Annotated in this window: 13 protein-coding genes; 7 read left to right on the top strand and 6 right to left on the bottom strand. The window is 58.5% G+C overall.

The window, feature by feature from the left end:
* Positions 1-70 precede the first annotated feature (70 nt).
* The 4 genes from mnmG to WNY37_RS01885 are packed head-to-tail and all read left to right on the top strand — an operon-like array spanning position 71 to position 4295.
* Positions 71-1945, top strand: a complete 1875-nt coding sequence (gene mnmG / locus WNY37_RS01900) for a tRNA uridine-5-carboxymethylaminomethyl(34) synthesis enzyme MnmG (RefSeq protein WP_342971760.1) — start codon at positions 71-73, stop codon at positions 1943-1945.
* A 4-nt stretch (positions 1946-1949) separates the two neighbouring features.
* Positions 1950-2570: a 16S rRNA (guanine(527)-N(7))-methyltransferase RsmG gene (gene rsmG / locus WNY37_RS01895; RefSeq protein ID WP_342971759.1), complete on the top strand. Its 621-nt coding sequence runs from the start codon at positions 1950-1952 to the stop codon at positions 2568-2570.
* Entirely contained in the window at positions 2563-3378 is an 816-nt protein-coding gene (locus WNY37_RS01890) for a ParA family protein (protein WP_342971758.1), read from the top strand. The genes rsmG and WNY37_RS01890 overlap by 8 nt, the downstream gene beginning before the upstream one ends.
* On the top strand, positions 3378-4295 hold the full coding sequence (locus WNY37_RS01885) for a ParB/RepB/Spo0J family partition protein (protein ID WP_342971757.1): 918 nt from the start codon (positions 3378-3380) through the stop codon (positions 4293-4295). The genes WNY37_RS01890 and WNY37_RS01885 overlap by 1 nt, the downstream gene beginning before the upstream one ends.
* Here WNY37_RS01885 and holA read toward each other — a convergent pair.
* From holA to WNY37_RS01865, 4 genes are read right to left on the bottom strand one after another with little or no spacing between them, the layout of a single operon-like run.
* Positions 4273-5322 carry a DNA polymerase III subunit delta gene (gene holA, locus WNY37_RS01880; protein WP_342971756.1) on the bottom strand — a complete coding sequence of 350 codons (1050 nt, stop codon included), beginning with the start codon at positions 5320-5322 and terminating at the stop codon, positions 4273-4275. The two genes, WNY37_RS01885 and holA, sit on opposite strands and share 23 nt — an antisense overlap.
* A complete protein-coding gene (locus WNY37_RS01875; RefSeq protein WP_342971755.1) occupies positions 5319-5801 on the bottom strand; it encodes a hypothetical protein in 483 nt (160 codons plus the stop codon). The genes holA and WNY37_RS01875 overlap by 4 nt, the downstream gene beginning before the upstream one ends.
* Positions 5798-8359 (bottom strand): leucine--tRNA ligase, encoded by a 2562-nt coding sequence (gene leuS / locus WNY37_RS01870; protein ID WP_342971754.1) that lies wholly within the window; start codon positions 8357-8359, stop codon positions 5798-5800. Before leuS ends, WNY37_RS01875 begins: the two co-directional genes overlap by 4 nt.
* A gap of 36 nt (positions 8360-8395) precedes the next feature.
* Complete coding sequence (locus tag WNY37_RS01865) at positions 8396-8824, bottom strand: DUF3576 domain-containing protein (protein WP_342971753.1); 429 nt, start codon at positions 8822-8824, stop codon at positions 8396-8398.
* A 115-nt stretch (positions 8825-8939) separates the two neighbouring features.
* Here WNY37_RS01865 and WNY37_RS01860 point away from each other — a divergent pair, with 115 nt between their 5' ends.
* Positions 8940-10103, top strand: a complete 1164-nt coding sequence (locus tag WNY37_RS01860) for a porin (protein ID WP_342971752.1) — start codon at positions 8940-8942, stop codon at positions 10101-10103.
* 48 nt (positions 10104-10151) lie between these two features.
* On the top strand, positions 10152-10592 hold the full coding sequence (locus tag WNY37_RS01855) for an NtrZ family periplasmic regulatory protein (RefSeq protein WP_342971751.1): 441 nt from the start codon (positions 10152-10154) through the stop codon (positions 10590-10592).
* Here WNY37_RS01855 and WNY37_RS01850 read toward each other — a convergent pair.
* Entirely contained in the window at positions 10589-11056 is a 468-nt protein-coding gene (locus WNY37_RS01850) for a thiamine phosphate synthase (protein ID WP_342971750.1), read from the bottom strand. The genes WNY37_RS01855 and WNY37_RS01850 overlap by 4 nt on opposite strands.
* On the opposite strand from WNY37_RS01850, the gene WNY37_RS01845 reads away from it, so the two are divergent.
* The gene (locus tag WNY37_RS01845) at positions 11042-11887 is read left to right on the top strand and encodes a YggS family pyridoxal phosphate-dependent enzyme (RefSeq protein ID WP_342971749.1); all 846 of its coding nucleotides are present in this window, start codon (positions 11042-11044) and stop codon (positions 11885-11887) included. The two genes, WNY37_RS01850 and WNY37_RS01845, sit on opposite strands and share 15 nt — an antisense overlap.
* Here WNY37_RS01845 and WNY37_RS01840 read toward each other — a convergent pair.
* Positions 11884-12393, bottom strand: coding sequence for a L,D-transpeptidase family protein (locus WNY37_RS01840; protein ID WP_342971748.1), 510 nt, complete (start codon positions 12391-12393; stop codon positions 11884-11886). The two genes, WNY37_RS01845 and WNY37_RS01840, sit on opposite strands and share 4 nt — an antisense overlap.
* Between the last annotated feature and the right edge of the window lie 24 nt (positions 12394-12417).

Here is a 12417-nt window from a genome sequence, read left to right as displayed (position 1 = left end):
ACCCTGTGTTTCACGGGAAACATGATGTATAGCGGCGGCCTCACAGGAAATTTCCGAGGACCAGGCGCAAATGTCAGCTGCATTTGATTTTGACGTAATTGTTGTCGGCGGCGGCCATGCTGGCTGTGAAGCCGCGGCGGCTTCTGCGCGCGCCGGTGCGAACACGGCATTGGTCACGCACAAGCTATCGACGATTGGTGAGATGTCCTGCAATCCGGCGATTGGCGGATTGGGAAAGGGCCATCTCGTCCGTGAAATTGATGCGCTCGATGGCTTGATGGGACGTATGGCGGACAGAGCGGGCATCCAGTTTCGGATGTTGAACCGCTCGAAAGGCCCAGCCGTCTGGGGTCCCCGCGCGCAGATTGACCGCAAACTCTATCGCGAAGCGATGCAGGCAGAGTTGGCCGACTATCCCAATTTGACGCTCATCGAAGATGGCGCGGAAGACCTCATCGTCGAGAACGGTCAGACCGCCGGTGTGATCGGTTTGACTGGCACGCGCTATGCGGCGCGTTGTGTAGTAATTACTACAGGAACCTTCCTTAAGGGGATCATCCATCGCGGCGCCGAGCGGATCGAAGCCGGACGCATCGGTGAGGCCCCGTCAATCGGTCTGTCAGACCGGTTATACGCGCTGGGACTACCCATGGGCCGACTGAAGACAGGCACGCCCGCCCGTCTGGATGGCGCATCGATTGATTGGGACAAGCTTGAGCGTCAGCCGGCCGACGAACAACCGATCCCGTTTTCTTTCCTGAATGATCGTATCCATGTCCCGCAGATTTCATGTGGTATCACTTATACCAATGAAGCGACCCACGAGATTATCGCGGAGAACATCAATCAGTCGGCCGTGTATTCCGGCGCGATTGCCGGTCGCGGGCCGCGCTATTGCCCGTCGATCGAGGACAAGGTCCACCGCTTTGCAGATAAAACCCGGCATCAGATCTTCCTGGAACCTGAAGGCCTGGATGATGACACGGTCTATCCGAACGGAATCTCGACATCGCTGCCAACCGATGTGCAGGAATCCTTCATCCGCACCATCGAAGGGCTCGAAAACGTCCGGATCCTCCAGCCGGGATATGCAATCGAGTACGACTATGTCGACCCTCGCGCGCTGACCTATGGTCTGGAAGTAAAGGCCATGCCCGGTCTTTTCCTGGCCGGACAGATCAATGGCACGACCGGATATGAAGAGGCCGGGGCGCAGGGTCTCGTCGCCGGACTGAACGGGGCGCGGAAAGCCAAGGGCCTGGAAGCCGTGAAGTTTGACCGTGCCGAAGCCTATATCGGTGTTCTCATAGATGATCTTGTGACCATGGGTGTGACGGAGCCATATCGGATGTTCACGTCCCGGGCTGAATACCGCCTCGCCCTACGCGCAGATAATGCCGACCAGCGTCTCACCGAGAAAGGGCTGGCCCTCGGTATTGTCGGTCCGCGCCGCGCTAAAATGTTTCACGTGAAACATCAAAGTCTGGAAAACGGACGAAACCTCCTCCAGTCGGTCCATTTGACACCAAATGATGCGGCCAAGCGCGGATGGAAGGTCAATCAGGATGGACAGAAGCGCTCTGCCTGGGAATTCCTGGCCTATCCTGATATCGGGTTTGACCAGCTCCGCGACGCCTTTCCGGAACTTGCCGACATAGAAAAAGAGACTGCTGAGCAGCTGGCAATCGAAGCCACTTATGCAGGTTACATCGAACGCCAGAAAGCAGACGTCGAAGCGCTCCGTCGAGATGAAGCACTGGATATACCGGCGGATATGGATTTTTCGACCGTTGGCGGATTGTCGAATGAGGTTCGTTCGAAGCTCGAAACGGTGCGCCCTTCGACAATTGGTCAAGCCTCGCGAATTGAAGGTGTAACGCCTGGGGCCCTGATTGCGCTTCTCTCTCACGTCAAGCGTCGCGGTCTGAAAAGAGCGGCGAGTTAAACAGGTGACGGAAGACCATGCCAAAAGTGCGCTAAACGAACTCAATGTTTCACGTGAAACATTGGAGCTCGTCGAGCGCTATGTGGAACTGCTTAATGAGTGGCGCCAGAAAATTAACCTCATCGGCCCGCGGGAGATGGACCATATCTGGTTCCGCCACGTCCTGGATTCGGCCCAGTTGATTCCGATGACCGGGCCGGGCGCTTCTATCATTGATCTGGGGTCCGGCGCGGGGTTTCCGGGTCTCATCCTCGCCTGCCACGCGAAACAGGCGGGTGGTCAGGTCAGCATGGTCGAATCGGTTGGCAAGAAGTGCGCTTTTCTCATGGATGTGGTCTCAAAGCTGCAGCTCCCGGCGCATGTCGAAAACAGACGAGTCGAGGCGCTGACCCCCAAATCTGTTGATTTTGTTACAGCGCGGGCCTTCGCGCCCCTGCCCAAGCTTCTCGATTATTCTGAACCCTGGCTTTCCAGGGGGGCAACCGGCCTGTTTTTCAAGGGTGAGCGCTGGCGAGAAGAATTGACGGACGCGCAAGAATGCTGGACTCTCGCTTATGAGGCGATTCCGAGTCGGACCAGTCAGACCGGGGTCATTTTGAAGATCAAGGAGGCCCATCGTGTCTGACTCCTCTACGCGTATTCTAGCCATCGCCAATCAGAAGGGCGGCGTCGGCAAAACCACGACGTCCATCAATCTCGGAACGGCCCTGGCCGCCGTCGGTCGCCGGGTCCTTGTTGTGGACTTTGATGCCCAGGGCAACGCATCAACCGGGCTTGGTATCATGCGCGCCGACCGCCGCCTGACCAGCTATGATGTTGTGGTCGATGGCGTGCCTCTTGAGGACGCCGTCCGCACAACTTTGGTCCCCAGACTGGAAATTGTGCCCGGTGATGAGAACCTTTCCGGCGTCGAGACCGAATTGGCCGACGATACCCGCCGTTCTTACAGATTGCGCAATGCGATCCGGAGCTATGTAGACCGTGTCGCGCACGATCCAGAGAAGCGTTACGACTTTATTTTGATCGATTGTCCACCGTCGCTGTCGTCGCTCACAATCAACGCCATGACGGCTGCAGATGCGCTGCTTGTTCCGCTTCAATGTGAGTTCCTGGCGCTTGAAGGACTGAGCCAATTGCTGCGCACGGTTGAAGTCGTTCGGGCGGGTCTCAACCCTCATCTCGATATCCAGGGCGTTGTTCTTACCATGTATGACAAGCGCAACAATCTCTCCGACCAGGTGGCCGATGAGGTGCGGGCGGTTCTTGGGAACAAGGTCTACAAGACGGTCATACCGCGCAATGTTCGTCTCTCCGAAGCGCCCAGCTTCGGCAAGCCCGCGCTTCTTTATGATTATCGGTGCCCGGGCAGCGAAGCGTATATTCGTCTCGCTTCGGAAATGCTTCAACGCGAACGGGCAAGGCAGGCGGCATAATGGCGGCAGATCCGAAACCAAAACCCAGCCGCCTTGGCCGTGGGCTGTCCGCCCTTATCGGTGAGGTCGAGGGCGTTAGCCAGCTCCAAGATAGCGGCGATGAGCGTACACCGAAGGCCAGCGCATCGACGATCGCGATCCGTGATATTCGCGCCAATCCGCAGCAGCCCCGCCGGCACTTCGCCGAAGCGGAGCTCACCGAACTTGCCGAATCGATCAAGTCCAAGGGTATTCTTCAGGCCATCCTTGTTCGTCCCGATCCAAAAGACGCGGGCAAATACCAGATCGTGGCGGGTGAGCGTCGCTGGCGAGCGGCCAAGCAAGCTGGCCTGACAGAAATTCCAGCCACCATCCGCAATATGGATGAGCTCGAGCTTCTGGAAATCGGCATCATCGAAAACGTGCAACGCACGGATCTGAACCCGATTGAAGAAGCCGAAGCCTATGGCGCTCTGATGAAGCGGTTCGGGCGAACCCAGGAAGGCCTCGCCGAAAGCGTCGGCAAAAGCCGGGCGCACATCGCCAATACGCTACGCCTGCTCAACCTGTCTGAAACGGCACGTGGCCATTTGCGCGAAGGCCGAATCTCGGCCGGGCATGCGCGGGCCGCCCTCGGGGCACCGGACCCTGATGCCGTCGTGGCGATTGCCGTGAATAAAGGTCTCAGCGTTCGTGAGGTCGAGAAGCTGGTCAAGACATCCAAGGATGATGGCTCGATTGAAGCGGTCGCAAAGCGCGTCACGGCCAACGAAAAAGATGTCGATACCGAAGCTCTCGAAGCCGATCTTGCCCGGACGCTTGGCTTGGATGTAGACATCCGCCACAAAGCCAATGGTGGTGAATTACGTATTAAATACAGTGACTTAGAGCAATTGGACGACCTTTGCCGCCGCCTTACGGCGAAGCGGTCATCCTAGATCGCTGGGCCGCTGATTTAATCACATTCAGAAGGAAAACCCGGATCGCTGCCTCGGCGGCGGGGCCTTCTGTTTTTGCTTTCAGTTCAAGATCATGGATGGCGGCGAGCAGTCTTGTGAGAGAGGCCGCCGACCATTTGTCCATCCGGCTGCGAAAGGCAGGCCACTCACTCTGCCAGACGGGTGGCCGCAGTTTCCGGCCAATATCACCGCCCGTGCCCAGGAGGCCTCTGGCCTCGAGCAGGCGCCGCGCCTCCATCTCAAAGATGCGCAGAATACTGATGGCCGAGGTGCCGATCTCGGAGATCCGGTCATACTCTGCGAGGCAGGATACGCCGTTCCCATCAAGGGCATACTGAACCATGTCGCGAACACTATTGTCGGCGTCAGTCTGGCAGAGCAGGCGAACATCGTTCAAGGAAACCGGTCGTCCAAGGCCCCGTCCATAGAGGGCGAGCTTGTCGGCTTCCTGATTTGCCAGTCCGCGATGGCCGGGCAGGAGAGAGACAAAATCCTGTAAGGCGTCTGTGTCGATCTCGACATCGAACTCGGCAAGCCGGGCTTTCACCATGTCCTGAAGGGATTGCGCGGTATCGGCGAAAACGTGGATGGCTGCGGCGGAGTTTGCCGCCTCGATGCCAGACCGGAGTTTGGAGCGTTTATTCAGTCCGCTGCATTGAATGATAAGCCGGTTGGCGAACGACTCGCCTCTTTGGTCAGCTTCCTCGACAAGACCCAGGATCGACTTCGCGATCTTTTCTCCAGACGTTCGGATACGAACAATATTGAGTTCACCCAGTAATGAGGCAATTTCGATATTGTCCGCAAGCAGATGAGGTTCGCGGCGAATGTCGTCGTCATCCAGAGTAACGGTCTTGCTGTCGCCGGCGCGTTTGGCCCAGCCCGCGATGATCTGGTCGGCTGTGTCAGAAACGACTCCGTCGTCATCGCCAAAGACCAGCACGCACCAGGTCTGACTGTCGGGCTTGCGCGCAAAGGACGAAACCTGGCCGCCCTTCAGTATCATTTGAGGTTCTGAACCTGAATTCTCAGATCGTCCGCTATCTGACGAGCCAGCTCTCTCATGGCGCGCGTCGAAACATCAATCTGCGCTGACACGTCGGTGTACGGTGTCGCTGTCGCCGCATACGGAACTTCGACGTTCACGCTGCCAGAAATAGCACCACTCTCGGTCTCCAGAACATAGCGTCCGGTCGCACCGAAAAATGAACGCGACACGCCGCCATCAGCCAGGAGCGCTGCGCGAGTCAGTTTTTCGTCGAAGGTAACGGTCAGAAAAGCCGGCTCGTCCAGACCGGGGACGCCGATTGACAGCTCCTGCATGAGGTTGCGACGGAGTGTGTAGCCAGACCGCCCGGGTATTTCTCCAATTGTAATGTTCTGCCCCTCGACGACGCCATTGAAGCCGGCGTCTCCATAGAGAGGGCGAAAGCCACAGGCGGTGACGGCGCTCAGGGCGATAGAGATGCAAATCAAACGTATCATGCTGCTACGATATTCACGATCCGACCAGGAACAACAATCACTTTCTTGATATCCTTGCCGTCGATGAAGCCTTTCACCTCGTCACTCTCCAGGGCCATCTTTTCGATATCGGCCGGATCGGCTGTTTTCTGAACCTCGATCTCGCCGCGGCGCTTGCCATTCACCTGGATGGGAAGGGTGACAGTGTCCTCAACCATGATTGCGGCGTCAGACTCAGGCCAGGCGGCGTCCGCGATGAATCCCTCCATGCCAAGGGCTGACCAGCACTCCTCTGCCAGATGCGGCATGAAAGGCGTGATGCAGATCGCCAGCCGACGCGCGCTCTCCCGGATGTTCGCGTCCGTTTCCGCTGTGTCGGTTTCGGCTTTCTTGATCGTATTGACCCAGTCATGGCAGGCCGCGATCGCCGCATTGAAGCGGAACTCCTGAATGGCCTTGTCGATTGCGGCTGCCGTGCGGTGCGAATACTTGATCAGCGGGGTGACGGTGACCGCGTCGCCGGATACCTCGCCTTGTTTCAGCCGGTCGAAGATGGCCCAGACGCGCTGAACGAAGCGGGCTGCGCCCTCAACACCCGATTGGGTCCATTCGACATCGCGCTCCGGCGGGCTGTCGGAGAGGACAAACCAGCGGGCCGTGTCCGCGCCATAAGTCGCGATGATCTCGTCTGGATCGACGACATTCTTCTTCGACTTCGACATCTTCTCGATCTGGCCAACCGTTACCGGATCGCCAGATGTCTTGACGACCCAGGCGCCTTCGCGCTGCTCGATCTGCGAGGGCTCGACCCATTTGCCGTCGGGCGCTTTATAGGTTTCGTGCGTGACCATGCCCTGGGTGAACAGGCCTGCGAAGGGCTCGCCTGATGGCAGGTTCAGCTCACCGACATCACGAAGCGCGCGTGCGAAGAAGCGCGAATAGAGCAGGTGGAGCACCGCATGTTCAACACCGCCGACATATTGGTCCACCGGCAGCCAGTAGGCACGCTCTTCCGGGTCGTCCGGGCTCGCGAACCGCGCATAATACCACGAAGAATCAACAAATGTGTCGAGCGTGTCGGTTTCGCGCACCGCGTCCTTGCCACATTGAGGGCAGGTCGTGTGCTTCCAGCTCGGATGATGCGCGAGCGGATTGCCCGGTTTGTCGAAACTGACGCCTTCGGGCAGTTTTACCGGCAGGTCTGAATCCGGCACCGCGACAGGGCCACAGCTACCGCAATGGATAATAGGGATCGGACAGCCCCAATATCGCTGGCGGGAGACCCCCCAGTCGCGAAGACGATAATTCACCGTGCCTTTGCCGAGGCCAAGCGCTTCAATTTTCTCGATCGCCGCCGAAATCGCTTCGTCCGTCGCCATTCCGTCAAGGAAATCGGAATTGTAGATCGTGCCGGGACCAACATAGGCAGTGTCGGTGATCTCGTGATCTTCGGCCTTGGTGTCGGGCGGCAGGACGACAGGCGTCACCGGCAGGTCATATTTGCGGGCAAAATCGAGGTCGCGCTGATCACCGGCGGGCGAGCCGAACACGGCGCCCGTGCCGTAAGTCGACAGGACAAAGTTCGCCGCCCAGACGGGGATCTCCCAATCCGGATTGAACGGGTGTTGAACGCGAATTCCCAAGTCCACGCCAAGTTTCGGCGCTTTCTCGATGGCTTCTTCCGACGTGCCAATCTTTGCGGCCTCTTCAGCGAAGGCTTTTACGGCGGGGTTGGACTCTGCGAAGTGGCGGGTGATTGGATGATCTGGCGCGAGCGCGATGAAGCTCGCCCCGTAAAGCGTGTCCGGCCGGGTCGTGTAAACCTCAATGCCTTCGCAGAAATCGGCCGGAACATCTCCGGCGAACGGCCAGATAATTGACGCGCCTTCAGACCGGCCGATCCAGTTCTCCTGCATGATCCGGACTTTTTCAGGCCAGTTATCAAGCGTCCTGATGCCTTCGATCAGATCGTCGGCGTAATGCGTGATCTTGAAGAACCACTGGGTCAATTCGCGCTGTTCGACCGGTGCGCCGGTGCGCCAGCCCTTGCCGTCTATAACCTGTTCATTGGCCAGAACCGTATTGTCGACAGGGTCCCAATTGACCTTGCTGGCCTTGCGATATGCCAGACCGGCTTTCAACAGTTTCAGGAAAAGACGCTGCTGCTCGCCATAATAGTCTTCATCGCAGGTCGCGAATTCGCGGCTCCAGTCGAGCGTCAGGCCGAGCTTCTCGAACTGGGCGCGCATGGCGTCGATATTCTTGTAGGTCCACTTGGCCGGGTGAACATTGTTCTCAATGGCGGCGTTTTCTGCTGGCAGGCCAAACGCGTCCCACCCCATCGGGTGCAGCACATTGTAGCCATGAGCCCGGCGGTGGCGCGCAACGACATCGCCCATCGCGTAATTGCGAACATGCCCCATATGCAGGCGACCGGAGGGATAGGGAAACATTTCAAGGACAAAGGCTTTAGGGGCATCGCCCGCCTCAGCCGGGGATTTTGCCTTATAGAGTCCGGCATCTGCCCAGGCTTTGCGCCAACGGGCTTCCGCATCTTGCGGATCATAGCGAGACGACACTCGTCCCTCCTTGGGATTTTTTCAGTTCTGTCTGGTTTAGCTGAGTTCGGACGATTTTAGCACGCGTGCGCGTGTAAGGATCGCGTTTTCGAGCTGGATGCCAGTGTCGGGGTCGACCAGGGCGTCGGTCCATACGCCGTCGCGCTGGACCTGGCGGAAGACGGAGACTTTCACGCCGTCTGCGCGCAGGCGCGAATCGAGAATGTAAACCGTGGCCTTGATGCGCTCGCCTTCAGCGCCCGGATAGGACTTCCAGTCATAATTGATGACACCGCCCACCGGGTCGGAGCTCACGAGCGGCAGGGTGTTCATGGTGTCGAGGCTTGCACGCCACAGATACGGGTTCACGCCGCCCTGGAAATCCTCAGCAACACTGATCTCGCGATCGCTGCTACCGCCGAAGAGGCAGCCGCTCAGCATAATGGGAGCAGCGAGTGCAGCGATAATCTGAATTGAAGCCTTCATAATCACAATCCTGTGCGCAATATCATCTTTATCTATAGGCCTGTATACCATCTGCGACCGGCCCGACCAGTGCCGTTCTGCGTAACGTTTGTCGAGTTGCCTCCAGGAGTTTGCCTTGTTCAAGATTTCCATGATTGTTGCGGTGAGCGCGTCGCTGCCTGTTCTGCCGGCGCTGGCGCAGTCTTCGCCTCTGGAATATAAATCCTCGCTTGAGGCTGTGACTGTGATCGCGCCTGGGCAGGATACTGATCGCGCAACCGACACAGAGGAACTCCTTTACGAATTTTCGCTCGACAACCGGGTTGAAAAAGTCCTGTCCAACGGGGCGCAGATCAGCGGCCGCCTGACCCTGCGTGGACAGCGCGATCATCCCTTGCGACCGGGTTTTGACGGCGCATTTGGCGGCGCGCCTGGACCAGCGGGCGCCTATTCCGGGCTTTCAGGAGGCTTGCCCGGCGATGAAACAGGCGCACGAGGGTCGCTAGAGGCCGCATATATCGAGGTGGATGGCGGCTATGGCGAGGTACGTCTTGGCCGCGACCGCGGCGTCGCCGCACGGTTTCACGAGGGCGCACCATCGGCCCTCACACATGCGCGCCTCGATAGTCCTTACCTCGACCCGAATGGCTTGAAGATCATCCGCACCAATCATGACCTGACCGGCCCGTCTGCCAAGATCAGCTATGCGACGCCAAGAATTCTCGGGCTCCGCGCGGCGGCGTCCTACACGCCCGATGCAGACGCGCGGGGCCTGGACCGCAATGTCAGCAGCAGCTTTGGCCAGCCTGATCTCGAAAACGCTTTTGAATTTGCGGCCAATCTATCGCGCCGGCTGCGCTCGCCGGATCTGCGAATTGACGCGTCGCTCGGCTGGTCGACCGCAGAGGTCGGGTCAGCGGTCGGGGCGCCAAAGGATTCGGTTGAAACCTGGTCAGTGGGCACGCAGCTGGAGTTTCCGCTGCTCACCGTGGGTGGGTCGTGGCTGTCCTCCGACAATGGTTTTCAGGGCGGGGACTATACCGCCTGGGAGATTGGCACCGGATTTGAATGGTCCGAAACCGATATTTCTTTGAACTACGGGGAAGCAGAAGACGAGCTGGCCGTCCTGTCATCAGAGGCCATCAGCCTCGCAGCGGCCCGCGACATAACCGACTCGTTGCGGCTGGCGCTCGCCTATCAGGATGAGACGCTGGAAACCGCCGCAGGGAACCGTTCGGGAGCGGGTTTTGTTGTAGAAATCACACTTTCGTCCGATTTCTTGGAAATAACGACAAATTAAGCTTCTATTAAGCGGTTCGCCTGCTTAATTAGCCGGCAGGGAGACAATATGCGCTTTGGTGTGGCAACTCTTACGGCAATCGCGATGTGCACGGCCCTTCCGGCTGTGGCGCAGACGCAGCCAATGGAGCTATCGCCACCGACTGTCTCAGAGACGGAAAAGGCAGAGCCGGACTGGTATCGCCAGTTCACGCTAAGCTCCCCATCTGATGAAGCGCCGATCTGGCAGTCACATCCCAGCAAGGAAGTGAAGCTCGCCTGGGTCAAAGGCGACAAGTGGCAGTTGAGCGTTGACCTGACGTCCCGCCCCGATGACTCGCCGCTTCCGCGCGAAGAGATGCGGGCTGGCGCCGAATTCCGCATCACACCTCGCATCAGCGTTGGTGGTACCCTGTCAGTTGGATCGAACAGCTTTGATGAGACGCTGGCCCAATTCGAGGGTGAAGAGATTGAGACCGGCATCCGGCTTCGTTCGGCCTTCAAGTTCTAGTCGCCGTTCCTCGGCAACAAATCCTGAAAACCAGACACTGACGCAAAGCCGCCAAACCGGCTGACCCGTTCTGCATTGCTATGGTCAATGCCGCCCAGCGCGTAGATCGGCAAGCGGGAGTTACGGCTGATGTTCGCAAAACGCGGCAGACCAAGCGGCGTTGTTGCGCTCGGACTCGCCGAAGCGAAGACGGTCGAGACCAATGCCGCATCCATTCCGATGTCCGATGCGAGCCTTAATTCTAGTCGTGAGTGCGCGCTCATTGTGTTGAGTGCGAAGAGATGGGCTGATTGGCGAGCCGATTTTGCCAGGCGCGCGGGCCAATGCACACCGTCTGCGTCCAGATGAAGGGCTAAATCCGGGTCTGCGCCGATAAGGCAGGCGCGGCTATCCAGACGGCATTTTTCGACTACGGCACTGGACCGGTCTATTTCGTCCGAACGTCCAAAATGTCTGATGATCACCCCGATCCCGGCGGGCAGGGCTGCAATGACCGCCTCAGGGTCGGCAATGCGTGCGGGATCAGTGAGGAAAAAACCTGCGGGCAGCCAGTCCGGCAAATGATCACTCGCAAGCCGGATGGCATTTCTGAACTTGCGTGCGGGGCGCGCGGCATGCTTCATCGCGTCATGACTAGCACCGGACTGACTGCCCAGATAGCCGAGAACCGGCAAAAGATTAGCGCTGCGATTTCAGAAAACGCAGAGCATGACGTTGAGCTGATTGCGGTTTCAAAACGTCAGCCAGATGACCGGTTGCAAGCGGCGCTTGATTGCGGCCACCGCGTCTTTGGCGAGAATCGCGTTCAGGAAGCCCAGGAGCATTGGGCGCACCGGCGGGACATTGATGGTCTGAGGCTTCATCTCATCGGCCCGCTTCAGAGCAACAAGTCGGAGGACGCGGTCGCTTTGTTCGATGTCATTCAAACAGTCGATCGCCCCAAAATAGTGCGAACGCTGTCTGAAGCGGCAAACAAGCTCGGCCGCTTCCCGGACCTCTTCATCCAGGTCAATACGGGCGAAGAAGAGCAGAAAGCCGGCGTATCACCTGCAGATACAGCCTCGCTGGTAGAGCTGGTGCGGGACACCTATCCCGGCAAACTTCTCGGGCTGATGTGTATTCCGCCCGTGGATGAGCCGGCCGGCCCGCACTTCGCCCTGCTGTCGAAAATCGCACAGGAGAACGGCCTGAAGGCTCTGTCCATGGGGATGAGTGCGGATTACGAACTCGCCTGCCGATACGGTGCCACGCATGTCCGGGTTGGCAGCGCCTTCTTTGGAGAACGGGACAGCTAGACGGCGATTTCCAAGACACTTCCCGGTCCCGAAACTTCCAGAACCGCCTTCAGATCCTCAATGGCGAGGGCGATGCAGCCTTCAGTATCAGTATAGTCCGGCTTTGCCACATGCATGAAAATCGCGCTGCCCTTGCCCGGAATGGCGGGGTTTTGATTATAGCTGAGTTCAACGATTAGATCGTAAACATGGTCATCGCGCCATAGGGTTTCGTGGCTCGCTGGATAGTCGCGCGTGACGGGGCGATTATACATCGGATCGCCCGCCGCATCGCACCATCCATCATTTGGACGCAGGGGTACTGCAGGGAGCTGCGTCCAAGGCCGTTTGACCCTGTCGGGCCGCCAGAAAACGCGTTTCATCGTCCAGCTGCCGATCGGCGAGCCGCCATCACCTTCTGCCTTATCGGCCTCAGGGACCATGCCGCCCTTGCCGATGGCGCAGTCAAACTGAAACCCCTGCCCGGTCAGCTTCCGGTCGGGTGTTGCAACGAAGAGGGCTTTCACGGGCATCCTCCCAAAATTGTGATA

Origin of the sequence: Henriciella sp. AS95, from assembly GCF_038900055.1 — a bacterium.
In the GTDB taxonomy this organism is placed as follows: Bacteria; Pseudomonadota; Alphaproteobacteria; order Caulobacterales; family Hyphomonadaceae; genus Henriciella.
This window is presented reverse-complemented; position numbering and strand designations above follow the sequence as displayed.